This is a genomic window from Staphylococcus sp. NRL 16/872 (assembly GCF_022815905.2).
GTDB lineage: Bacteria > Bacillota > Bacilli > Staphylococcales > Staphylococcaceae > Staphylococcus.
Genome location: NZ_CP119327.1, coordinates 1,110,514 through 1,135,111, shown reverse-complemented (window position 1 = coordinate 1,135,111; position 24,598 = coordinate 1,110,514). Strand labels below are relative to the sequence as shown.

At 32.9% G+C, this 24,598-nt stretch carries 20 protein-coding genes and 1 other annotated feature (1 of these 21 cut by a window edge); of the genes, 2 read left to right on the top strand and 18 right to left on the bottom strand.

Annotated elements, in window-relative coordinates; genetic code table 11:
- Positions 1-217: 217 nt before the first annotated feature.
- The 8 genes from MT340_RS05775 to MT340_RS05740 all read right to left on the bottom strand — a co-directional run bounded on the left by MT340_RS05775 (position 218) and on the right by MT340_RS05740 (position 11,121).
- On the bottom strand, positions 218-2,191 hold the full coding sequence (locus tag MT340_RS05775; protein WP_243589136.1) for a coiled-coil domain-containing protein: 1,974 nt from the start codon (positions 2,189-2,191) through the stop codon (positions 218-220).
- Between the two features lie 71 nt (positions 2,192-2,262).
- The gene (locus tag MT340_RS05770) at positions 2,263-2,778 is read right to left on the bottom strand and encodes a DUF948 domain-containing protein (RefSeq protein WP_243589135.1); all 516 of its coding nucleotides are present in this window, start codon (positions 2,776-2,778) and stop codon (positions 2,263-2,265) included.
- A gap of 75 nt (positions 2,779-2,853) precedes the next feature.
- Positions 2,854-4,167: a UDP-N-acetylmuramate--L-alanine ligase gene (gene murC, locus MT340_RS05765; RefSeq protein ID WP_243603658.1), complete on the bottom strand. Its 1,314-nt coding sequence runs from the start codon at positions 4,165-4,167 to the stop codon at positions 2,854-2,856.
- A 21-nt stretch (positions 4,168-4,188) separates the two neighbouring features.
- On the bottom strand, positions 4,189-8,094 hold the full coding sequence (locus MT340_RS05760) for a DNA translocase FtsK (protein WP_243603657.1): 3,906 nt from the start codon (positions 8,092-8,094) through the stop codon (positions 4,189-4,191).
- 20 nt (positions 8,095-8,114) lie between these two features.
- Positions 8,115-8,711: a YtpR family tRNA-binding protein gene (gene ytpR / locus MT340_RS05755; RefSeq protein ID WP_243589132.1), complete on the bottom strand. Its 597-nt coding sequence runs from the start codon at positions 8,709-8,711 to the stop codon at positions 8,115-8,117.
- Positions 8,712-8,723: 12 nt separating this feature from the next.
- Positions 8,724-9,584 (bottom strand): DUF1444 domain-containing protein, encoded by an 861-nt coding sequence (locus MT340_RS05750; protein ID WP_243589131.1) that lies wholly within the window; start codon positions 9,582-9,584, stop codon positions 8,724-8,726.
- A 135-nt stretch (positions 9,585-9,719) separates the two neighbouring features.
- Positions 9,720-10,034 carry a thioredoxin family protein gene (locus MT340_RS05745; protein WP_334311118.1) on the bottom strand — a complete coding sequence of 105 codons (315 nt, stop codon included), beginning with the start codon at positions 10,032-10,034 and terminating at the stop codon, positions 9,720-9,722.
- A 13-nt stretch (positions 10,035-10,047) separates the two neighbouring features.
- Complete coding sequence (locus MT340_RS05740) at positions 10,048-11,121, bottom strand: M42 family metallopeptidase (protein ID WP_243589130.1); 1,074 nt, start codon at positions 11,119-11,121, stop codon at positions 10,048-10,050.
- 86 nt (positions 11,122-11,207) lie between these two features.
- Between MT340_RS05740 and MT340_RS05735 the strand changes: the two genes are divergently transcribed.
- Positions 11,208-11,525 carry a PepSY domain-containing protein gene (locus MT340_RS05735; protein ID WP_243603656.1) on the top strand — a complete coding sequence of 106 codons (318 nt, stop codon included), beginning with the start codon at positions 11,208-11,210 and terminating at the stop codon, positions 11,523-11,525.
- A gap of 133 nt (positions 11,526-11,658) precedes the next feature.
- On the opposite strand, the gene MT340_RS05730 is transcribed toward MT340_RS05735, so the two are convergent.
- The 8 genes from MT340_RS05730 to MT340_RS05695 form a co-directional block, all read right to left on the bottom strand.
- Complete coding sequence (locus tag MT340_RS05730; protein WP_243589128.1) at positions 11,659-12,480, bottom strand: YtnP family quorum-quenching lactonase; 822 nt, start codon at positions 12,478-12,480, stop codon at positions 11,659-11,661.
- Positions 12,481-12,644: 164 nt separating this feature from the next.
- A complete protein-coding gene (gene trmB / locus MT340_RS05725) occupies positions 12,645-13,289 on the bottom strand; it encodes a tRNA (guanosine(46)-N7)-methyltransferase TrmB (RefSeq protein WP_243603655.1) in 645 nt (214 codons plus the stop codon).
- A gap of 13 nt (positions 13,290-13,302) precedes the next feature.
- Positions 13,303-14,094 carry a phosphotransferase family protein gene (locus MT340_RS05720; protein WP_243589126.1) on the bottom strand — a complete coding sequence of 264 codons (792 nt, stop codon included), beginning with the start codon at positions 14,092-14,094 and terminating at the stop codon, positions 13,303-13,305.
- A gap of 609 nt (positions 14,095-14,703) precedes the next feature.
- Complete coding sequence (gene dat / locus MT340_RS05715; RefSeq protein ID WP_243603654.1) at positions 14,704-15,552, bottom strand: D-amino-acid transaminase; 849 nt, start codon at positions 15,550-15,552, stop codon at positions 14,704-14,706.
- A gap of 3 nt (positions 15,553-15,555) precedes the next feature.
- Entirely contained in the window at positions 15,556-16,965 is a 1,410-nt protein-coding gene (locus MT340_RS05710; protein WP_243589124.1) for a Cys-Gly-3M3SH dipeptidase, read from the bottom strand.
- Positions 16,966-17,206: 241 nt separating this feature from the next.
- On the bottom strand, positions 17,207-17,632 hold the full coding sequence (locus tag MT340_RS05705; RefSeq protein ID WP_243603653.1) for a YtxH domain-containing protein: 426 nt from the start codon (positions 17,630-17,632) through the stop codon (positions 17,207-17,209).
- Positions 17,633-17,653: 21 nt separating this feature from the next.
- Entirely contained in the window at positions 17,654-18,346 is a 693-nt protein-coding gene (locus tag MT340_RS05700) for a pseudouridine synthase (protein WP_243589122.1), read from the bottom strand.
- Positions 18,343-19,980: a putative polysaccharide biosynthesis protein gene (locus MT340_RS05695; protein ID WP_243589121.1), complete on the bottom strand. Its 1,638-nt coding sequence runs from the start codon at positions 19,978-19,980 to the stop codon at positions 18,343-18,345. Before MT340_RS05695 ends, MT340_RS05700 begins: the two co-directional genes overlap by 4 nt.
- A gap of 310 nt (positions 19,981-20,290) precedes the next feature.
- Here MT340_RS05695 and MT340_RS05690 point away from each other — a divergent pair, with 310 nt between their 5' ends.
- Positions 20,291-21,559: a BaiN/RdsA family NAD(P)/FAD-dependent oxidoreductase gene (locus MT340_RS05690; protein ID WP_243589120.1), complete on the top strand. Its 1,269-nt coding sequence runs from the start codon at positions 20,291-20,293 to the stop codon at positions 21,557-21,559.
- A gap of 133 nt (positions 21,560-21,692) precedes the next feature.
- Here the strand turns inward: MT340_RS05690 and MT340_RS05685 are convergent, their stop codons facing one another.
- Positions 21,693-22,004, bottom strand: a complete 312-nt coding sequence (locus MT340_RS05685; RefSeq protein ID WP_103298296.1) for a rhodanese-like domain-containing protein — start codon at positions 22,002-22,004, stop codon at positions 21,693-21,695.
- Positions 22,005-22,023: 19 nt separating this feature from the next.
- Positions 22,024-24,438, bottom strand: coding sequence for a leucine--tRNA ligase (gene leuS / locus MT340_RS05680; protein WP_243603652.1), 2,415 nt, complete (start codon positions 24,436-24,438; stop codon positions 22,024-22,026).
- 48 nt (positions 24,439-24,486) lie between these two features.
- Positions 24,487-24,598, bottom strand: a binding site (T-box leader); it runs 75 nt beyond the window's last position.

Here is a 24,598-nt window from a genome sequence, read left to right as displayed (position 1 = left end):
ATTATAATTCCTTACTTATATATTACTTTAAAGCGATAAAATAATAGTATTTAATTAGTATTCTAACAATTAGATGTCATATGTTCAACCGTATTGATAAATAAATTGTTTAAAATTTTAGAATTGTCAAACATTTATAAAAAATATATTGTATATACAAAACAAAAGAGCAATGCAAATCAAATTTACATTGCTCTTTTAAAACTTTCTTCAATAATTAATCATTGAAAGTACGTTTATCTATTTTACTTTTCGCTTTTTCAGTTCTTTGTTGTTGTTTAGGTGTTTTGTTATTTTGTGTCTTATTATTTTGTTTTTTGTTGTTCTGTTTATTGTTGTTTTGCTTTTTATTAGTTTGTTTTTTTGCACCGTTAGATTTTTTATCTGTATCGTGCGTAATAACACCTTTATCGAATTTAGCTGAAGCATGGCTTTGATTATTTTTTAAATGTGCTTCATCTCTATTGAATTTTTTAGTTACTAACATAGGAATCTTATTATTCTTAGATTTAGCAATTGGTTTTTCAGCTAATAATTCTTGTGTCTTTTTCTCTATACTTTTATCTTTTGCTAATTTTTCTTTTTTAGAGTTAGCGGCTTTAGCTAATTTTTCACCTAATGATAAATTATTTGTATTTTGTGTGTTTGTAACTGAAGGGCTAGATAAATTATTTTCAGCAGCCTCTTTTTTTACTGCATTTTGTTGCGCAGTCAATTCTGTTGCACTTGCGTTTTCTTGTGATTTGTCTGACTTAGCTTCTGCTTTCGCTTCTTGGATTTCTTGCGCTTGTGGTGATTGGTCTGCTAATTCATTTGATGTCTCTGCTTTTATTGCATTTTGTTGCGCAGCTAATTCTGTTGCACTTGCGTTTTCTTGTGATTTGTCTGACTTAGCTTCTGCTTTCGCTTCTTGGATTTCTTGTGCTTGTGGTGATTGATCTGCTAATTCACTTGATGTCTCTGCTTTTATTGCATTTTGTTGCGCAGTCAATTCTGTTGCACTTGCGTTTTTTTGTGATTTGTCTGACTTAGCTTCTGCTTTCGCTTCTTGGATTTCTTGCGCTTGTGGTGATTGGTCTGCTAATTCATTTGATGTCTCTGCTTTTATTGCATTTTGTTGCGCAGCTAATTCTGTTGCACTTGCGTTTTCTTGTGATTTGTCTGACTTAGCTTCTGCTTTCGCTTCTTGGATTTCTTGCGCTTGTGGTGATTGGTCTGCTAATTCATTTGATGTCTCTGCTTTTATTGCATTTTGTTGCGCAACAATTTCTTCTGCACTATTACTTTCATTATTTCTTTGATGATAGTCTTCACTCATTGCTTCAACTTTAGCATCTTGAATCTCTTGCGCTTGTGGTGATTGGTCTGCTAATTCACTTGATGTCTCTGCTTTAATCGCATTTTGTTGTGCTTTCAACTCATCAGATGTAATATTTGATTTTTTTCTATTTTTGAAGTCATCAATTTTTTGTTTTACATTATCAATATTTTCTTCAGCTTGAGTTCTAATATGATGATAATTATCTTTAAGCTCTTGTTCTTTAGCTTTAGCTTGATCAATTTTATCTTGTGCTTTTGTTCTAGTGAGTAAACCAATAGCAGAACCAATTAAAGCACCTGTAATAAAGCTTACTACAAAGTCTTTTCTTGAATTTTTAGTATTGTAAGTATACTGATGACGAGAATTTGAAGTAACCTGATTATTTTGATTTCTTCCTCTATTATGCAAGTCTTCACCAGTATTATTAGTTTCAAATGCATCTCTATCATAGTGTTTTGTCGCATTTGATTGCGCTACATCATCTTGTTGATTTGCGCCACGGCCATGTAAGTCATTGCCTGAATTATTTGTTTCAAATGCATCTCTATCATAGTGTTTTGTCGCATTTGATTGCGCTACATCATCTTGTTGATTTGCGCCACGGCCATGTAAGTCATTGCCTGAATTATTTGTTTCAAATGCATCTCTATCATAGTGTTTTGTCGCGTTTGTTTGCGCTACATCATCTTGTTGATTTGCACCTTGACCATGTAAGTCATTGCCTGAATTATTTGTTTCAAATGCATCTCTATCATAGTGTTTTGTCGCGTTTGTTTGCGCTACATCATCTTGTTGATTTGCACCTTGACCATGTAAGTCATTGCCTGAATTATTTGTTTCAAATGCATCGCGATTATATTTCTTACTCATGCTAATTCCTCCTATAACAAATGCACTTAAACAAGTACAAACCTCATTTAAGTGCATTTGATTGAATCATATTAAAAGTTTTTCTCAACGTTTGTAGTGTAATTTTCATTTGAATGATTTGCATGGTTTGCATCATCAGCTACAGAATTTGTTCTGTAGTTTGCACTTCCTCTACGGTAGTGTCTATTTTGCCATTTGTCAGCAATTTCCATTGCAACATTTGACCATTGAACTACTTGAGAAATTTTATCTTCATTTTGAGAAATATTATGTGTAATTGAGTTAGTTACACGGTCAACTGAACTATTTAAAGTTTGAACTGAGTCGCCGATACCTTTTACACCATCAACAACAGAGTTTAAACGTTCAACTTTACCTTGAATATCTTCAGTTAAGCGATTTGCTTTGTGAAGTAAATCAGTTGATTCACGAGTGATACCTTGAACTTGACCTTCAACACCATCAAGTGTTTTAGCCACATGATCTAAATTCTTTTTGACCGAAATTAAAACTACAACGATTCCAATACATAAAATTAAGAATGCAATTGCAGCGATAATTCCAGCAATTGGTAAAATCCAATCCATTAAAAACGCCTCCTAATTACTTTTAAAATAAAAGTCATTAATTATTAATACCCAACATAATTATATCTAAACATATTAAAATTCATTTGAGATGCCAACTTTTTCTTCATAAGCGCGTTGAAGCTTTTGGATGTCCCCTGCGCCCATAAATAAAATTACAGCATCTTTAAATTGTTCTAATACGTCAATATTATTTTCATCGATTAAAGCAGATCCGTCAATACGGTTTATTAAATCTTGAATAGTTAATTCTCCAGTATTTTCTCGAATTGAACCAAATATTTCACATAAAAATACATGGTCAGCTTTGCTAAGTGAATCCGCAAACTCATTTAGGAAAGCTTGCGTTCTAGAAAATGTATGTGGCTGAAATACTGCTACGACTTCTTTATTTGGATATTTTTTTCGTGCTGTTTCAATTGTAGCATTAATTTCTCTAGGATGGTGAGCATAATCGTCTACTAATACTTGTTTAGCAACATTTGTTTCATTAAAGCGACGTTTTACACCACCAAATGTTTCCAATGCTTCTTTAATATTATTCACGTTCATTTCTTCTAAATAACTAATTGTGATAACTGCAAGTGCATTTTGAATATTATGGTCACCATATTGAGGCGTTAAGAATTGATCATAATATTCGCCGTTAATATAAACATCAAATTGCGTACCTTTATCAGTAATTTGAATATTATCTGCGTATACATCATCATTTTTACTTAAACCATAATAATAAATTGGTACATCCACTTCTAATTTTCTTAAGTGTTCATCGTCTCCCCAAGCAATAATGGCTTTTTTAACATTACGGGCCATGTTCTGGAAAGCATCAGCCACATCATCAATATCTTTAAAATAATCTGGATGATCAAAATCAATATTAGTCATAATGGCATAATCAGGGTGGTAACTTAAGAAGTGACGACGGTATTCACATGCTTCAAATGCAAAATAGTCACTTGCTGGCAATCCCATTCCTGTGCCATCTCCAATTAAAAACGATGTCTTTTTATCACCATTCATAACATGAGATAGTAAACCTGTTGTTGATGTTTTACCATGAGCTCCCGTTACAGCTACAGATGTATACTGACTAATTACATGTCCTAAAAAGTCATGATATTTAATGCCATCTAATTTTAACTCATGTGCTTTTACGATTTCTTCATGTGTATCTGGAAACGCATTACCTTGAATTACAACCATGCCGTCTTTAATATTATCAGCACTAAATGGAAGAATTTTAATCCCTTTATTTTTTAATGCTACTTCTGTAAACACATAATTTTCAATATCCGAGCCTTGTACTTCATGCCCTAAGTCATGCATGATTTGTGCTAGAGAACTCATTCCTGAGCCTTTAATACCAACAAAATGATAATGCGTCATAACCATAAAACTCCTTTTAAATTAATCTTTCTTTAAATCTTCATCTGTAATATATACATCTCTTGGTTTTGAACCGTTAGCACCAGAAATATAATTCAATTGTTCTAATTGGTCTACGATTCTTGCTGCACGATTATATCCAATTTGAAAATGTCTTTGTATTAATGAAGTAGAAATATGTCCTTCTTTTACCATAAATTCACAGACATCATCAAATAATTCATCTTGTGCTTGAGTTTGATTCTTTTTCAATAATTCTTTTTCTTCAAATAAATAATTAGGCTCTCTTTGAGCTTTAATGAAATCAACAACTTCATCGATTTCTTCATCCGATACAAATGTACCTTGAACACGTATAGGTTTATTCATGCCACTGCCTAAATAAAGCATATCACCGTAACCTAATAATCGTTCTGCACCACCACTATCTAATATAGTACGTGAGTCAACGCTTGACGATACCATAAACGCAATACGTGTAGGTATGTTAGCTTTAATTAATCCAGTGATGACATTCACAGATGGTCTTTGCGTAGCCACAAGCATATGAATGCCACATGCACGTGCTTTCTGAGCAATCCTTGCAATCGATTGTTCAACCTCTTGTGGTGCCATCATCATTAAATCAGCTAACTCATCAATAACAATAACAATTTTTGGCATTCTTTGGTCATATGACGCTTTTTTATTGAAAGCTGTAATATTTCTAACGTGATATTGTGCAAATAATTTATAGCGACGTTCCATTTCATCTACTGCCCATTTTAAGCTTTGAGTCGCTGCTTTGACGTCTGTGATGACTGGTGACACTAGATGTGGTAAATCATTGTATGGTGCCAGTTCAACCATTTTCGGATCAATCAATAATAATCTTAATTCTTCAGGATGATTTTTGTACAGTAGCGACATCAAAATACTATTAATGCATACTGATTTACCTGAACCTGTAGCCCCTGCAATTAAAGCATGAGGAGTTTTAGCAATATCCATTAGTAATGGATCATTATTAATACGATTACCCATTGCTACAGTTAATTTAGATTCAGCATTTTTAAATTTATCTGTTTCTAAAATGGATTTCAAGTTAACTTTGGTTGGATTTTGATTTGGTACCTCAATACCAACTAAACTTGTTCCTGGAATAGGCGCTTCAATTCTAATATCTTTAGCTGCTAATGCCATTTTAATATCATCTTGTAACGCAGTAATCTTTGAAACTTTTACACCTTTTTCAACCGCTAATTCAAATCGAGTGACGCTTGGTCCCTCTGTAACATTTTGTACTTCGGCTGGTACATTGAAATAGTAGAATGCATCATTTAATTCTTTTTTCTTTTCTTCAATCCATTCTTCATCTATTTCATGAGTTTCGGGGTTTTCTAATAAATCTAAGCTTGGCAACTTGATATTTGGTCCTTTTCGAATCGCAGGCTTAGACACATCAGTTTGTGCAGAACTCGCCTGATTTCCATCTTCAGTAGTTACACTTGCTTCATTTGAAGCGACTTCATTTTCTTCTTTATGAACTGCATTTTCTTGCTTTGCAGAATTTTTCGCTGAAAATGAATCATCCCTAGTGTTGTCCACATTATGGTGACTAGCTTCATCTTGAATGTTGCTAGGAGATACCTCAGAAGGGTCTAGTTTGCTTCGATTTACATTATCCAACTGATTACTAGCTTGTTGATCAGCGGTTTGTTTATCATTAGAGACAGACTTTTCTACTTTGCTTTCATTATTTGGCGTTGTAGAAGAGGTATCGTTTACTTCTTCTTTTTTAGCTTTCGTCTCGGGTTTTAATTCAGGCACTGATACTTTATGTGATTTCTTTTTATAAGTATCCACCATACGTTTTTTGTCTGACGGTGTCATGACTACATTAAATGGTTTACTGCCAGGCTTAATTGATTGCTTAAGCGATTTTTTAGGTTGCTCAAGATGATTTTCATCATTATCTTGATGCTTATTTGTTGTGGTTTTGTTAGTTACAGTGTCATCAACATTAGAAGCATTATTTCTTTCTACACTTTGAGCAACTGCTTGAGAATTGTCATCTGAGTTATCAGCTTCATGAGATGAAGCCTTTACATTATTATCTTTTATATCTAGTTGTTCGTGAGGTTTCGTTGCATATTCCGTTTCAGAGTCAACCGCATTTTGAACGACATTATTAGTTTCAGATTGAGATGAATTTGATTGATTGTCACTCATGCTCGAATCATTTTGAGAAATAGAATTGTCTATCGATTTTCCAGCTAAATGATCTTCCTCTTGCACTTCATGAGAGTCATTGTAAGTATTATCAAGTTCACGATAGTGTGCTTCATCTACAGTCGTTTGATCACTTTCTCCTGAATCTTTCTCATCATCATCATCTTCAATGCGATCCTGATTATCATGAATCTTATCCTGTTTATTTGAAGCACTATCAATATGTTTTTCATTCTCATTATCAACAAATGTTGGTTCTTCCTCAGAAATTAGTTGAGTTGTGTCATCTAACTGTTGTACTGAAGTATCCTCTAGTTTGAGGTGATGTTGATCTTCTTGGGTATTTTCTACTTTCACGTCTTCATCTTTCACTTGTTGAACGCTTGGAACTTGATTTAAATCTATTTCTTCGTAATTATACGGTGATGATTTAGCTAACTCCTCAATTTGTTGTTGTTCCTCAGCATCAGTATTTTCTTTAGATGATTGTGATTCATTAGAAATATCATGAGATGCCGCTTCAACTGCATTTTCTTTATCATTCTCACCTGCTATAGATGAATGTGCTGTAGTTTCACCGAATAATGCATCGTCAAGAGAACTTTCTCCTGTATATTGCTTAGCTTGTTGCGCATACATTTCGTCAATTGCTTTTTGAATATCATCATCTTCATTATTCGTTTTTTGACGCTTATTTTGTAAAGCTTCTTTAAATTTACGTTTTTGTTGCGCTTTTCGTTCTCTTTCTTTTCTAATTTCTTCAACGATTTGTGAAGCATAAATATTTTCGATATTTACTGTATTATCTTTCTGAGAATAATTAGGCGTTGCCTCATTTGAAGCGAAAGCATCATTGCTTTCTGTATTGTCAGAAGCTTCAATTACAGGAGATTGCTTATTCTCTTTAGAAGTTGCATTGATGTTTTCATTTTCTGAAAATGTTTTTTCAGCGTTTTCTTCTCTATGAGTAGCATGTTCGTTCGTTTTTGCATCATCCAATGATGAATCAGTCTTATTCTCCTCTGTATCTTCCATAGGAGGTATAACACCATTCCTAATTGGACGACGTTTTTTTGTCCCGAAAATAGCTGAAGGTACTTCAGAAGTTTTAAAGCTTGACTTATGATATGTAGAATGAGGGCGCGTGTTATAATCTGATTTAAAACGCTCAGATTGTAACTTAACGCGTTCATGATTATTTGAACTTTGATGAGAAGCGTTAGGCTTTCTTTTCTGTGAACTTACTCCATTAAAACCTGTGTCAATTGATTTATTCTCACGTCTTTGCGAAGGTCTTTCTTTAATTGAAGGTATACCTGTATCATCATGATTCGTATGTTTTCTTCTACGACGTCTTCTCGTATCTTGAGAACTATCATAAACTTGTGATTGTTCAGCAGCTTGATTAAAGTCATCATAATGGTATGAACCGTAATCGTATAAATCCTCGCTATTATATACCTCATTATAAAATGGCTCATTTTCATTATCATGCTCTTGATAAATAGCCTCTTCAGCTTCATCAGTATCTCTACCAATATCTATAGGAAAACGAAATTTACCTTTAGGACGGTCATAAATGTCATCATTTTCAGGAAGTAATGCATTGTCATTATTCATTTGTGTCTTTGAGTCCTGTCGACGTTTGTTTTTACGTCTTAATAATTCTTCATTCGAATTATTATCATTGCCAAATAATTCATCAAACCAACTCATACACTCACATCCTTCCTTCTTTAATCAAAAAATGCTTTGCCGACTTCATAATCGTCAGATAATACCATTATACCCTTTTCTTGAGGCGCATTAGGTAAGTTTAATTCTTTCATAGAACATACCATGCCACTAGAAGCCACACCACGTAATTCGGCATCTTTAATAACCATACCACTTGGCATAACAGCACCAACTTTTGCCACTACGACTTTCTGTCCTGCTTCGACGTTTGGCGCACCACATACAATTTGTAAGTTTTCATTTCCTACGTTAACTTTTAAAATGCTTAATTTATCAGCATTAGGATGTTTATCTTTAGTCTCAACATATCCTACAACAAATTTAGGTGATAAATCTGCATCTAATTTATAATCTACATTTGATTTATCAATTGCTTGTTGTAATGCGTCAACCAATTCTGGCGTTAATTTGATATGACCATTTTCTTGAATATTAGAATAGTTAGAGAATCCAAAAATATTAAAGCCGACTACTTTATCGCCATCTTTGATAATAACGATATCATTTTGTTTGTCATATTCAAATGGACCATTAGTAGGTTCAATTTGTAAGAATGCTACGTCCCCTACCCCTTCTTTATTATAAAATAAATTCATTGTAACTCTCCTCTATTTATCTTTATTATTAAACTTTTTACGATTCGCTTCCAAACGTTGAATGACATTTGGATCGCGTTTTTGTTTATTATTTTTACCTAAAATAAATATAGGTTCAAAATGTCCTTTTTCATAACCAAAAGATAATGATGTGATAGGAACTAAACCTTTAGTGAAAAATTCCATAGTTAAATGTGCCATCACATCATAACCTGTTTTATTGCGTATATCTGCAATAATTAATACATCTTGATGTGGAACGGCTACTAACATTTCACCTTCGCATTGACTATAAATATCATCTAAAAATTTAGTATTTAAAATACGACTAGCATCATACCCATCATTAGAATTCACAAAATAAAAGATATTTCCTTTTACTTCATCAGTTTTATATTTATTTTGTAATTTACGAATATTAAATAAAGACATTTCTTTAACTTGTTGTGTAGTTAAACCTAACTGTTCTAGCATACTTTCGTCAATCAAACGGTAAGATTTACCTAAATCCAGTGCGTAGTAAATGTTAGTTTCTGCAGTATGCTTTTCAATAATAAACGGATGACCATCTTTAGTTTTTTTATCGAAACTTGCTGAACGAATGACTGGCATAATTTGAATATCTTGCATTTTATCAAGACTATCATCATCCATTTGAGCAATTGCTTCTTCGACATAATAAACAATTTCATCCACTATTTTTTCTTTTTGTTCTTCATACTTGGCAACAATCGCATTTAATTTGATTGTGACGCCTTTATGATTGTCTTGTCTGTAAATACGTAACGTTTCTTCTTCACGGTCGAACTTAAAGTCGACATCTAAGCTACTCAAACGTTGTTTAATTTTATCTCTCATTTGAAAGACATTCATTATTAACACTCCTATTTCGCACCTTATAATATTTTACAATAAATAAGTACCTAATTACAGGGAAATCAAAGTATTACTTGAATAGAATTCTATTTTTCACTTATAAATGAGGTACAAATTCGCTATTATGAAATATTACTTGTACTGGCTTAAAAATTCATCAATTTGTTCAATAGATTTACGTTCTTTTCCAATATAACTTCCTACTAATTCGCCTTGTTTAAAGACTAAAAAGCTTGGAATACCCATAATATCATTTTCAATAGCTAAATCGATAAATTCATCTCTATCTACTGATACAAATTTAAAATCTGTATATTTTTCTTCAAGTTTTGGTAAATCTGGTTCAATTACTCGACAGTCAGGACACCATCCTGCAGTAAATTCAAAGACAGTATTTTCTTTTTTCAATTCTTCAAATTGTTGTTCAGATTCTAATTTAATCATTATATCTCTCCTTATATTAATCTTGATATTGTAATTGTTTTATTGTTTGATCATCTAAATTTAAAATTGCTTGTTGCAGTAATTCACGTGCTGAATAATAATCTCTAATATCAAATACTGCATCAGTACTATGAATATATCTTGCACATACGCCTATCACAGCAGTAGGTACACCTTGGTTTGCTTTATGGATTTCTCCCCCATCAGTGCCACCTGGCGAAATGTAATATTGATGATTAATGTTATATTCATTCGTTAAATCTAATAAATAGTTCTTAAAATTAGGTTGAAGAATCATCGTTCCATCTTTAATACGGATGAGCGTACCTCCACCTAATTCGCCAGAAAGCTGTTGCACACCTTTAATATCATTCGCTGGAGAACAATCTACTACAAATGCAACATCAGGTTGAATCATTTTTGTTGCTGCCTTTGCTCCTCTTAATCCTACTTCTTCTTGGACATTGGCACCAACATATAAATCGACATCCAACTCTACATCTTTTAACAATTCTAATATCTCAATGGCAATGACACAACCATATCGATTATCCCATGCCTTCGCGCTAAATCGATGCTCTGATAATTGAGTGAAAGAAGTATAAGGTACGATTGTATCCCCGATTTCAATTCCACGTTCACGTACTTCTTCTGCACTTTCAGAACCGATATCTAACATTAAATCTTTAATCTCAGGCACCGCTTCATTACCTGTTCTAAAATGTTTAGGAATGTTTGAAACTACCCCAATAATGTGTTCACCATCTCTATTTTTAATCTGTAAGCGTTGACCTTGCCATATATCGTTAGCCACGCCGCCAAGATTTGTAAATTGAATCATTCCATTGGAAGTAATATTCGTAATCATAAAACCAATTTCATCCATATGCGCAGCAATCATTACACGTTTTGCATTTTCTTTTTTAGATTTCTTTACTCCATAGAAACCACCCATGTGGTTAGTTATAAATTCATCTACATAAGGTTCCATTTCTTGTTTCATATATGCACGCACGTCGTCTTCAAAACCTGGCGCGCCATGCAGTTCAGTTAATGTTTGAATTCTTTTCAATGTTTTGTCGTTTTGCATTACAATAAACACGCTCCTTAAATGTATTATATCATTTTGAATATGGTAAACTAATGATACGAATTAATTAAGAGAGGTAAGAAATTATGAAACGTCAAACCATTAAATTCATCACAATTCCTGTAGTGCTAACAGTTGGAGTATCTACAGCGATGTTGTTTTATTATCTTCTTGAAAATAAAAAAGTCAAACAGCCAAGTAAAGTGTTAGACGAAGCGAAATCTTATTTCATGAACATAAGAGGCTCATACATTCTACATGAAGCATATATGGATAATTATAAATATCCTAACCGATTAATTTATCAAGGTGGCATCACGCAAGATAAGCACAATAAAATTATAGAATATGTCTTCTATGCAGATGCCTACACTGGCGAAATTTTAACTATTGAAGAATTGTAGATATCGAATTATATAAAGTGAGTAGCATAGAAATTTCTAATTCAGCAAATTTCTATGCTACAATAATTTAAACAAACGGACGCTTTAATATTCTTCTAATTTAACCTTCCATGATTTCATTTTTTACATCATTTTATCTTTCAATTTTCTCTTTTATTGTTTTTCCATCATTTTCATATTTAACAGCGAAATATTTATTGTCATGATAATATAAAAACCAATAGTCATTTTTTATAAAATAAGGAATCAATCTTTCTTTTTCACGAATAGATTGCATTGGATAATCATCATAAGCACATACCCATAATGGATTATTATGCGCATGTGTTGGGAAGATATCCGACATATGCACAGCTTTTTCCTCATCACTTTCAATCATCACTATAGATTGGCCATAACTATGGCCGCCGGTATGCATCATTTTAATACCCGGATATACCGCGATTTCTTTATCAAACAACAACACATTCTCTTCATACGTGCCACGATTTTTCTTCCAATATGTTGCTTGACTACGAATATTCGGACTAATAAACTCATGCCATTCGTCCTGTTGGATATAATGTAGCGCATTTTTGAAGATGGCGTTACCTTCAACGTCAGTTAGACCAGTCGCATGATCAAAATGCATGTGCGTCATTAATACGATATCGATATCATCTACACTTAATCCATAACGTTTAAGTTCTTCATCTATCTTACTTTCATAATCAACGGCATAATTTCTCAGTTGCTTTTCACTTAATTTACCATTACCAATTCCAGCATCCACTAATATATTTTTATCTCCAGTTTCAATTAATATCGGATAAGTTAAATTCGGTACTTGGTTCTTATCATTCACGTCATACTTTTTGGACCATAATGGCTTAGGCACTACGCCAAATATAGCCCCTCCATCCATTTTAGTCGTACCACCATTTAAATAATTAACATTAAATTTTCCTAATTTCATATTTCATTTCCCCTTTTTTGAAAAATAAAATATTCTTACCTTTTACATATTGAATTATTAAATATCAATTTTACTTATATATTTAACCTTTTTTGTTTTATTTCAATCATTGAAAACAAAAAAATACCGCACAATTATATTAACTGTGCGATAACTTAAATAAATTATTTGTTTTTATGAAACTTAGCTTCCATACGATAAATACGTGAACCTTTATCAGAAAATTTCTTTTCATATTCGGTCAGAATATTATCCTCATCATTTTCTTCATGAAGATTTAAATTTAATTTAGTGAAATACATACCATATTGTGACATGCTTTCTAAACTAAATGCAAACAATCCTCTATTGTCTGTCTTGAAATGAATTTCACCATCATCTTTAAGAATTTGCTCATACAATGCTAGAAAAGTATGATAAGTGAGTCTTCGTTTCGCATGGCGTTTCTTAGGCCATGGATCTGAAAAGTTTAGATATATACGAGACACTTCACCATCTTTAAAATATTCATTCAACTCGATGGCATCATTACAAATCATTTTTAAATTAGTGAGTTCAAGCTCTTTAGTTTTATCTAATACTTTATACATTACGCTTTTTTCGCGTTCCATTGATACAAAATTAATATCTGGATGTTTTGCTGCCAATGTAGTAATAAATTGACCCATGCCTGAACCAATTTCAATGTAAATAGGTTGTGTCTTATCAAACCATTCAGTCATTTTACCTGCGTGTGTCCCATCCATATCCACTAACTCAGGATGTTCTTTCAAATAATCTTCCGCCCATGGTTTATAACGAACTCTCATACAAGAAATCTCCTTATATAAATAAGTTACTATTCATAACTTCATTTAAAAATTTTAGCCAAGTATTCATATCCTTAAATCTTTTTTGTTCTTCGTACCATTGCACCATACCAATAGATTGAATCACCGTATACCACTTCATACGTTTATTTAACTCAATGCTCTCTTCTACTCCATATGTTTTGAACCATTGCGACCATTTACGTTCAGGAACGTAGTTGTAAAGCAACATACCAATATCGATAGCAGGATCCGCAATCATAGCACCTTCCCAGTCTACTAAGAATAATTCATCACGATCAGATAATAACCAGTTATTATGATTGACATCGCCATGAACTACTGTAAAGAAACGTGGATCTAAGTTAGGAATGTGATCTTCTAAATAAATAAGCGCTTTACGTACAACATGATGCGTTAAAACTTCTCTTGATAGTGAAGCGTTAATTTTATTTAACATAATTGTTGGCGTGATTGGTTCCATTTCCATACGTTTAAGCATGTTTAACAAAGGTTTTGAACCGTGTATCTTTTTCAATAATTCTGCTACTCGCGTTTGATACATTTCAGAAGGTTCTAATTCACGACCATTCTTCCAATGTTGTGCAGTAACAACTTCGCCCGTTTCAATACGTTTTGTCCACACTAATTTAGGTACAATGCCTTCTGCTGATAAGGCTGCGATAAATGGATTTGAATTACGCTTTAGAAATAATTTTTGACCATCTTGTTCGGCCATATACGCTTCGCCCGATGCACCACCTGCTGAATCAAGTGTCCATCCTAACTGATAAAATTGCTCCAACTCGTTCACCTCACTTCCAATTAGAAAATGGCTCGAGAAATATAGTTTTCAAGAGCCATATATTCTAATTTATTATAATCGTCACATAGATTTAAACGATTATATTTTATTTTTCAACTAAACTTTTTCAGTTTTTTCATTTAGTTTGTTATGTAAAAAATCTGTTGAATAGATTTTCTTTTTCTTAAATCACTCACTGATGATTTTATAATTTTTAGCACACTTTTTCAACTGAAAATGAGAAACAAAAAGATACATTTTACTAGTCAAAAAAAGCTCAAAGTCGATTAATCGTTAAGTCACATTATAACATATTTTGAGCCCAATAGTTATATGAATTTCAGTTATATAAGAATAAAGAGTAACAGCACAGATTATAAAATAATTTCCATATCTGAATCAACTTCCTATACTTGTATGCTCTTTTTTCATGATATTTTATATTAAGTGCCATCGACAAGAATACCTAAGATTGAAAAGCTTAATATAAGCGGATTTTCAATTCAGTTAGCTACTGCCACAATATAAACAAGCCTGTTACATTTAATAATAATGTTCCAGGCTTGTTTATATTACTTTATAAAATTTGAGTTCAAACTCCGCTCCCCGTTATTTACTTTTAGTTTCAATATATTTATTAAATCCTTCTTTTAATTTACGAGTTATAGGTCCAACATTACCGTTTCCAACAGACTCTCCATCAATTTTTATGACAGGCATAACTTCAGCTGATGTACTTGAAACAATAACTTCATCAGCATTTTTCAAGAAATCAACAGTAAATGTTTCTTCTTTAAATGGAATGTCGTAATCTTCAGCAATCCATTTAATGACTCTACGGGTAATACCATTCAAAATGTAATTATTAACAGGATGAGTATAAATTGCGCCATCTTTAATCGCATAAACATTACTTGAAGCACCTTCAGTAACAGTATCGCCTCTATGTTGAATCGCTTCGCTAGCATTATATTTTACAGCATACTCTTTGGCAAGCACGTTTCCTAATAAATTTAAGCTTTTAATATCGCATCGTAACCATCTAATATCTTCTACTGTAGCGGCATTAATTCCATTTTCTAAGTCTTCATATGGACGATCATAACTTTTAGCAAAAGCCATTAATACAGGCTTAACTTCTGGTGTTGGGAACGAATGATTACGTGGAGCTACACCTCTAGTAGCTTGAATATAGATGCCACCATTTTTAATGTCATTAACCTGTAGTAAATCCCTTACAATATCGATTAGTTCTTCTGCAGAATAACCCAAGTCTAGTTGAATTTCACCAGCACTTCTAATAAAACGTTCAAAGTGTTCATCGACTGTAAATAATTTGCCATCATAAGCTCTAATATATTCATAGATGCCATCACCAAAAACATATCCTCGATCTTCATATGATACTTTTGCTTCTTCATGGTCTACGAACTCACCGTTAATAAATACTTTTGTCATAGTTTATCCCTCCACACAAAGTGAATAAATTGCTTCTAAATAGATACTTGTTGCGTTGAATAATTGCTTTTTAGTAATATATTCATTCTTTTGATGCATTAAATCTTCTGAATCTTCGAACATAGCGCCAAATGCTACACCTTTATCAAGGTTTCTAGCATATGTTCCACCACCAATTGTATAAGGTTCTGTCATGTCACCAGTTTGATTTCTATATGCAGTAACAAGTTTTTGTACAAATGGATCATTTTTATCTACATAATGTGGCTGTTGGACTTTACCTATTTCGACTTCAAAGCCTTGAGCTTTAATTTCATTAGTGAAACGTTCAATTGCTTCTTCAAACTCAAAACCTTGTGGATATCGTAAATTTACACCAAATCTACCAGCTTTGTCTTTATCATAAGATATAATACCTACGTTAGTAGTTACATCGCCCATAATATCAGTATGGAACTTCATACCCATTTTTTCGCCGAAATGAGATTCATGTAAATAACGATTACTAAATTCTACAAACTCTTTTGCAGTTTGGTTAAGGTTAAGTGTTGATAAAAAGTCTAAAAGATATAAACCTGCGTTAACACCCAATGAAGGATCCATACCATGTACAGCCTTACCTTCAACCGTTAATACTAATTCACCACTATCTACAACACTTTCTCCTTGTAAATGATGTTGATCTAAGTAATGTTCAAAGTGTTGTACGACATCTGTCATATTTTCTTTAACAAAGACGCGTGCTTTTGCAAAATCAGGTACCATATTATAACGTTGACCTGATTCAAAGGATAATAACTCATAATCTGGTTCATCTGAATCATCAGCAGTATTTGTTTGTACTAAATCAAATGTCGTAATCCCTTTTTCCCCATGAATAGCAGGGAATTCTGCATCAGGAGCAAAACCTAATGTTGGCATTTCCTCAGTTTGGAAATATCTTTCTGTACATTTCCAGTCTGATTCTTCATCTGTACCAATGATAATGTGAATACGTTTTTTCCAATCCACGTTCATTTCATTTAAAATTTTAACCGCGTAGTATGCTGCAATTGTCGGTCCTTTATCATCTAAAGTACCACGTGCAATGATGGCATCATCTGTTACTACTGGATTGAATGGGTCTGAGTCCCAACCATCGCCAGCAGGTACTACATCAACGTGGCATAAAACACCTAAAACATCCTCACCTTTACCCGCTTCAATACGTCCTGCAATGTGATCAACGTCATGCGTAGAGAAACCGTCTCTTTTAGCAATATCATACATGTAATCAAGCGCTTTTCTAGGTCCTGGTCCTACAGGGGCATCTGTTGAAGCTTGCGCATCATCTCTAACACTCTCAATTGAAAGCAGACCTTTTAAGTCATCAATAATCTGACTTTCATATTCTTGAACTTTTTCTTTCCACATTCGAGATCAACTTCCTTTTCAATAGATATACCTATTATTTTACATAATTATGAGTTCAAATTACAGTAAGATGTCAGAAAATTTATAAATTCTATAAAAAAAGAAGTGAAGCTTCGAAATCAAATTAACTTGATTTCGTTGTTTCACTCCTAAAAACATCTTAGAAAATCAATATTAGTCTAGACTGTCGACAAAATCTATCAGTCTATATCATTTTAACTACTTAATTAAAATATATTTTTTAGTCTTTATCTTCTAACGCATTTTTATTATTTTTTAAATCTTCTTCACTTACAACACGTAAATTATTATCTACTGTTGCGCCACCTTCATCATCAAATTTTCCTTCTTGTAAAGAATCTTCTTTATTTGAATTTTGACCTGTGAATTTAGATTTTTCTTCTTCAAGAAACGCTTTAGGATCATTTTTTAAACGATTTGCATAATCTTGAGGATTATTTCTTACGTCTTGAATTTTTTCGTTTGCTTTAGCACCAAATTGGTTCGCTAAATCTTTTGCATTTTCTTTATAACCCTCTGGGTCTTGTTTATATTTATTATATTGTTCTTTTAATTTATCTCTGCTTTCTTTACGAGATAATACAACTGCAGCACTTGCAACACCAATTCCAGCTAGAATTCTGAATAAACCTGCTCTTTTAGCCATAGTTAACACCTTCTCCTTTTGTTATTGTTGTAAAAGTTGTATTTCTTCATCAGTAAGTAATCGATACTCTCCTGATTGAAGATTACCATCTATCGCTAAATTAGCGATTTTAAGACGTTTTAATTCTAATACCTCATTTTCGATGGCATGAAACATCCTTTTTACTTGATGATACTTTCCTTCGTAAATTGTCACATGTGAAATTGTCTCGTTAACTTTAACTAATTGGGCTGGTTTAACTGGCCCGTCGGATAGTTCGATTCCATTTTCAAAAGCTAAAATATCGCTTTCTTTAATAGGAAATTTCGATATAACTTCATATGTCTTAGAAACGTGTTTAGTAGGGCTCATAAGATTATGATTAAATTGGCCGTCATTAGTAATGAGGAGCAATCCTTCTGTATCTTTATCAAGTCTACCTACAGGAAAAATATCAAGGTGTTGATATTCTGGTATCAAATCTATTACTGTCTGAGCTGAATCATCGTGAGTAGCTGAGATGTAACCTTTAGGCTTATTGAGCATAATATAAATTTTATCAATATATATAATTTTTTCTCCGTTTATCGAAATTTCATCTTGCTCAGGTTTAATTTGAGTTTTAGGAGACTTTTCAACTGTTTGATTAACTTCTATATTTCCTTTTTTCAATAACTGTTTAACTTCAGTTCGTGTGCCCACGCCCATATTGGCTAAAAATTTATCTAATCTCATCTTAAGAAACCAACTTTCCGACGAATTTTACCAGGTAAATCTCCTAAGAACTCATCGGCTAAGCGATTTTTAATAGTTATTGTGCCGTAAATTAATGCACCCACAATGACACCTACGATTAAAATAATTAATGCGCCAATTTTGCGATCTACAGGAATAAAGAGACTTAATATGAAGTACACAACCTCTACTCCTATCATCATAATTAAACTATAGATAAAGATCTTCGCAACTTGAACAAATGTATCAGTAAAATGATATTTCGCATAAACTTTTAAAATCATTAGATTTGCTATATTCGCTGCTAATAAAGCGATAGCTGTACTTAACACTGCCCCGGCAGTATGGAACATCATGATGAGTGGGAAGTTTAAAATTAATTTTAAAAGTACTGAACCTAAAATAACAAAAACTGTTAATTTCTGCTTATTAATACCTTGCAACATTGAAGCAGTTACGCTTAATAAAGAAATTAATATTGCAACTGGCGCATAGTAAAATAATATTTTGTTACCATCAGGATTATATTGATAGAACACTGTATATAATGGTGATGATAGGGCCATAATTCCTAAACTTGCTGGTACTGTAATATACATTAATACGCCAATTGAAGTTTTAATTTGACGATGCATTTCAGTTAAACGTCCTTCAGCAAATGTTCTAGTAATATAAGGTATTAAACTTACAGCAAAACCTGCAGCTAATGATGTAGGTATCATGACAATTTTATTTGTCGTAAAGTTTAAAATTGTAAAGAAATAGTCTTTGTTTGCATGCATTCCGGCAGCATCCAGTGCATTATTATGTGTAAATTGGTCTACTAAATTAAATAACGGAAAGTTAAGACTTACAATAACAAATGGAATACTATAAGAAATAATTTCTTTATACATTTTTGTATAAGATACATCTAATCCGGTATTATCAGAAGCCACCATGTCTTCAATAAATGGTTTACGTTTTCGCCAGTAATACCAGAGTGTTAATAGACCTGCAATGGCTCCTATAGCTGCTGCAAAAGTTGCGACACCATTCGCCTGTAAATATGTACCATGGAAGACATTAAGAACTAAGTAACTACCTATTAAAATAAAAATAATTCTTGCAAGTTGTTCAGTAACTTCTGACACAGCAGTAGGTCCCATTGATTCATAACCTTGGAAGACACCACGCCATGTAGCAAGTAATGGTATAAATACTACTACCATACTAATAATTCGTATAATCCAAGTAATCTCTGCTATTGACCAACCAATTTTCCCTTCTTTTTGCCCAAGCGTTATACTCGCAATTTCAGGAGCTAAAAAGAATAAAATTAAAAATCCAATAATCCCAGAAATTGTCATTACAATAAAGCTAGATTTGTACAGCTTTTGTCCTACCCTATAGGCGCCTAATGCATTATATTTCGCTACAAATTTAGAGGCTGCTAAAGGTACACCGGCTGTTGCGACGGCAATAGCGATGTTATAAGGAACATAAGCATAGTTGAAAGGTGCTAATTTTTCTTCTGCATTTGCACCCATAATTGCGTAAAATGGAATTACAAAAAGGACTCCTAATATTTTAGTAATTAAAATACTTAAGGTTATTAGGAAGGTGCCTCGTACCATTTCCTTATTTTCACTCATATTTAATCTTCCTACCTTTAAAATTAATCATTGATTTGATTGATATACTTTTTATTTCTGCATGTTTTCTAGACTTGCATTAATATAAAATATATCACAAAATACTTATTGTTTCCTGTATCTTTTCAAGTTTTTAAGAATTATTCTTATAATAATAAATTTATTTATGAAACATATTTCAAAAATTTAGAAGTATAAATACTTTGTTTAGCGTAACTTGTCATCTATATTTTGTAAATTCTTATGACATCCATAGTAAAAAATGATAATTCTAGATAAAATATTAACGAATCAAAATGGGGGTTAAAACATGTACCAAACTATTATTATCGGTGGAGGGCCAAGTGGACTAATGGCGGCGGTCGCCGCTAGTAAGTCTAATAACCAAATTCTTTTATTAGAAAAAAAGAAAGGTCTAGGACGTAAGTTAAAAATTTCTGGAGGTGGACGTTGCAATGTTACTAATCGTCTCCCCTACGCAGAAATTATAAAAAACATACCTGGAAATGGGAAGTTTTTATATAGTCCTTTTTCAATTTTTGATAACGAATCAATTATTGAATTTTTCGAAAATCGCGGTGTTAAATTAAAGGAAGAAGATCACGGACGTATGTTTCCGGTATCAAACAAAGCACAAGATGTGGTCGATACTTTAGTCAATACGATTAAAGATAACCACGTTGAAATTAGAGAAGAAACAATCGTGAATAGTATTAAATTAACAGAGGATTATCATTTTAAAGTGACAACACAAAATGAGGAATTTCTTTCTAAAACTGTTGTTATTGCAACCGGTGGGACTAGCGTTCCTCAAACTGGTTCAACTGGGGACGGTTATAAATTTGCTGAACATTTTGGTCATACCATCACTGAACTTTTCCCTACCGAAGTTCCTATTACTTCTCCAGAATCATTTATTAAATCTAAACAATTAAAAGGTTTAAGCCTTAAAGATGTTGAATTATCTGTTTTGAAAAAGAATGGCAAGAAACGCATAAGTCATCAAATGGATATGATATTCACACATTTCGGTATAAGTGGTCCAGCTGCCCTACGCTGTAGCCAATTTGTATATAAAGAACAAAAGAATCAAAAGAAACAAGATATCATGATGCAACTTGATGTCTTTCCAGATATTAAACAAAATGAATTAGAACAAAAAATTAAAAAAATGCTTAATGAAGTTCCTGATAAATATGTAAAAAATAGTTTAAGAGGTTTAATAGAAGAACGTTATCTATTATTCATGTTAGAACAAGCGGATATTGATGATAAAACTACGTATCATCATTTATCTAATCAACAACTCACGCGTTTTGTTGAAGGTTTAAAAGGTTTTACCTTTACAGTTAATGGTACACTGCCTATCGATAAAGCATTTGTTACAGGTGGCGGCGTAAGTTTGAAAGAAATTTGGCCGAAAACAATGATGTCTAAGCTACAACCCGGCTTGTTTTTATGTGGTGAAGTATTAGATATTCATGGTTATACAGGTGGCTATAATATCACGAGCGCCTTGGTGACTGGCCATGTTGCTGGGTATGAAGCAGGTCGATTTGAACCAGAAGTAGAGGAATAAATCAGATCTCATTCATTTGACTTTATATTCAATTATAAAATTCACTTATTTTAATACTAAAAAACTAGCTCGAAAGACTTAAATCCCTTCTTTCGAGCTAGTTTTATATTTATTAATAAAATTTCACTTTTATTTAGATACTTTCAATATCTGTTCCTTCAGTACCCCATTCATTCATGCCACCTTCAACGTTTACAGCATGGATACCTTGGTCTTCTAAATATTTCACTACTTTTGCACTACGCATACCAGCAGCACAAATAATGTAGTATGTTTCATCTTTATTAAATTGATTTAAGTTATCAGGAATTTGATCCATTGGAATTGTTTTAGCTCCAGGAATAATTCCTAATGCAGTTTCTTCGTCAGTTCTTACATCCACAATATTCACTGGATTAGCGTCTAGTACTTTCTCTTTTAATTGATCTACACTAATAGATTCCATTTGTAAAACTCCTTTAATTTTATTTAGCAACGATGTTAACTAGTTTTTGAGGTACAGCAATAATTTTCTTAATATCTTTACCTTCAATAGATAGTTTAACATTTTCATCTTGTAATGCTAAATCTTGCATTTCTTCTTTAGATAAATCTTTAGGAATGTTTAATTTAGCTCTAACTTTTCCGTTAACTTGTACAACGATTTCTACTTCTGCATCCACAAGTAATGATTCATCGTAAGTAGGCCATGGTTGGTACGTAATTGTATCCGCATTACCTAAACGGTTCCATAATTCTTCACCAATGTGTGGCGCAATTGGAGCTAACATTTTAACAAAACCTTCTGCGTATGGTTTATAAATTTCGTTAACTTTATAGCAATCGTTAATAAATACCATTAACTGACTGATAGCAGTGTTGAAGTTAAGTGTATTAAAGTCTTCTGTCACTTTTTTAACAGTTTGATTGTACACTTTATCTAATGAATTGTCGTTGCTTTCCACAATTTTATCAGAAAGTGAACCATCTTCATTAATGAATAAACGCCATACTCTATCTAAGAAACGTCTAGAACCATCTAAACCATTTTCGCTCCATGCGATAGCAGCATCTAAAGGTCCCATGAACATTTCGTAAAGACGTAATGTATCAGCACCATGTGATGCTACGATATCATCAGGGTTAACTACATTACCTTTAGATTTACTCATTTTTTCATTACCTTCACCAAGAATCATACCCTGGTTAAATAATTTTTGGAAAGGCTCTTTAGTCGGTACAACACCTAAATCATATAATACTTTGTGCCAGAAACGAGCATATAATAAGTGAAGCACTGCATGTTCTACCCCACCAATATATAAGTCAACTGGTAACCAATGTTTTAACTTCTCTGGATCAGCTAACATTTTATCATTATGAGGGTCGATGTAACGTAAGTAGTACCAGCAACTACCTGCCCATTGTGGCATTGTATTTGTTTCACGACGGCCTTTCATGCCTGTTTTTTCATCTACAACATTCACAAACTCATCGATATTCGCTAATGGAGATTCACCAGTACCCGATGGCTTAATTTCGTCTGTTTCTGGAAGTAATAATGGTAGTTCATCTTCTGGAACGGTTGTCATTGTGCCATCTTCCCAATGGATAATTGGAATAGGTTCACCCCAATAACGTTGTCTACTGAATAACCAGTCTCTTAATTTGTAATTAACTTTCTTTTCTCCAGCGCCTTTAGCTTCAAGTAACTCGATTGCTTTTGTGATAGCCGCTTCATTATCTAAACCATCTAAGTCGCCAGAGTTAACATGTGCACCTGCACCTGTATAAGCTTCTTTTTGAACGTCGCCACCTTCAATGACTTCAATAATTGGTAAATCAAATTTAGTAGCAAATTCATGATCACGTTCGTCATGAGCTGGTACCGCCATTACTGCACCTGTACCGTAACTTGATAATACATAATCGGCGATCCAAATAGGTAATTTTTCACCAGATAATGGATTAATTGCATAAGCACCTGTGAATACACCTGATTTATCTTTAGCCAAATCTGTACGTTCTAAGTCAGATTTTTTAGATGCTTCATCTTGGTAACGTTTCACTTCTTCTTTTTTATCTTCTGAAGTAATGTCATCTACTAATGCGTGTTCAGGACTTAATACTAAGAATGTAGTGCCATAAATTGTATCTGGACGTGTTGTGAAAACGTCGATTGAGTCCTTTTTATCTTCAATTTCAAAAGTAACACGCGCACCTTCAGAACGACCAATCCAGTTACGTTGCATATCTTTAATTGATTCAGGCCAGTCTAATTCGTCTAAATCTTCTAATAAGCGATCAGCATATTCAGTGATTTTTAATACCCATTGTTTCATAGGACGACGGTATACTGGATGACCACCACGTTCAGATACACCATCAACAACTTCTTCATTTGATAACACTGTACCTAAAGCCGGACACCAGTTAACTGCTACTTCATCTACATAAGCAAGACCTTTGTTATAAAGTTGGATGAAAATCCATTGTGTCCATTTGTAATATTCAGGGTCAGTCGTATTTACTTCTCTATCCCAATCGTAACTGAAACCTAATTCTTGAATTTGACGTTTAAACGTTTGGACATTCTGTTTAGTAAATTCTCTCGGATCGTTACCTGTATCTAAAGCATATTGTTCAGCTGGTAAACCGAACGCATCCCAACCCATTGGATGTAATACATTATAGCCTTGCATACGTTTACAACGTGAAATAATATCTGTTGCTGTATATCCTTCTGGATGACCTACGTGAAGTCCTGCCCCTGATGGATATGGGAACATATCTAATGCATAAAATTTCTTCTGACCTAAATTATCGCTAGCTTTGAAAGTTTTGTTATCAGCCCAATAATTTTGCCATTTCTTTTCGATCTCTTTGTGATTGTAACCCAAAGTTTCTCCTCCTAAGATAAATAAAAAACATCTCTAACTATTACATTTTAAAGGGACGACTATAAGCCGCGGTACCACCCTAATTCACATAATTATGTGCACTTTATAATAGTAAGAGATGTTTTAAATTTAATTATTTAACGGTAAGTTCACTTAATTC

Bases quoted from the DNA above. Each gene is read 5' to 3' on its own strand.
- MT340_RS05750 (WP_243589131.1), bottom strand. From the start codon at position 9,584: ATGAATGTCTTTCAAATGAGAGATAAAATTAAACAACGTTTGAGTAGC.
- MT340_RS05735 (WP_243603656.1), top strand. From the start codon at position 11,208: ATGAAACGTCAAACCATTAAATTCATCACAATTCCTGTAGTGCTAACA.
- MT340_RS05770 (WP_243589135.1), bottom strand. From the start codon at position 2,778: ATGGATTGGATTTTACCAATTGCTGGAATTATCGCTGCAATTGCATTC.
- ytpR (WP_243589132.1), bottom strand. From the start codon at position 8,711: ATGAATTTATTTTATAATAAAGAAGGGGTAGGGGACGTAGCATTCTTA.
- MT340_RS05760 (WP_243603657.1), bottom strand. From the start codon at position 8,094: ATGAGTTGGTTTGATGAATTATTTGGCAATGATAATAATTCGAATGAA.
- MT340_RS05705 (WP_243603653.1), bottom strand. From the start codon at position 17,632: ATGGCTAAAAGAGCAGGTTTATTCAGAATTCTAGCTGGAATTGGTGTT.
- trmB (WP_243603655.1), bottom strand. From the start codon at position 13,289: ATGAGAGTTCGTTATAAACCATGGGCGGAAGATTATTTGAAAGAACAT.
- MT340_RS05690 (WP_243589120.1), top strand. From the start codon at position 20,291: ATGTACCAAACTATTATTATCGGTGGAGGGCCAAGTGGACTAATGGCG.
- MT340_RS05695 (WP_243589121.1), bottom strand. From the start codon at position 19,980: ATGAGTGAAAATAAGGAAATGGTACGAGGCACCTTCCTAATAACCTTA.
- dat (WP_243603654.1), bottom strand. From the start codon at position 15,552: ATGACAAAAGTATTTATTAACGGTGAGTTCGTAGACCATGAAGAAGCA.
- murC (WP_243603658.1), bottom strand. From the start codon at position 4,167: ATGACGCATTATCATTTTGTTGGTATTAAAGGCTCAGGAATGAGTTCT.
- MT340_RS05710 (WP_243589124.1), bottom strand. From the start codon at position 16,965: ATGTGGAAAGAAAAAGTTCAAGAATATGAAAGTCAGATTATTGATGAC.
- MT340_RS05685 (WP_103298296.1), bottom strand. From the start codon at position 22,004: ATGGAATCTATTAGTGTAGATCAATTAAAAGAGAAAGTACTAGACGCT.
- MT340_RS05730 (WP_243589128.1), bottom strand. From the start codon at position 12,480: ATGAAATTAGGAAAATTTAATGTTAATTATTTAAATGGTGGTACGACT.
- MT340_RS05740 (WP_243589130.1), bottom strand. From the start codon at position 11,121: ATGCAAAACGACAAAACATTGAAAAGAATTCAAACATTAACTGAACTG.
- MT340_RS05775 (WP_243589136.1), bottom strand. From the start codon at position 2,191: ATGAGTAAGAAATATAATCGCGATGCATTTGAAACAAATAATTCAGGC.
- MT340_RS05700 (WP_243589122.1), bottom strand. From the start codon at position 18,346: ATGAGATTAGATAAATTTTTAGCCAATATGGGCGTGGGCACACGAACT.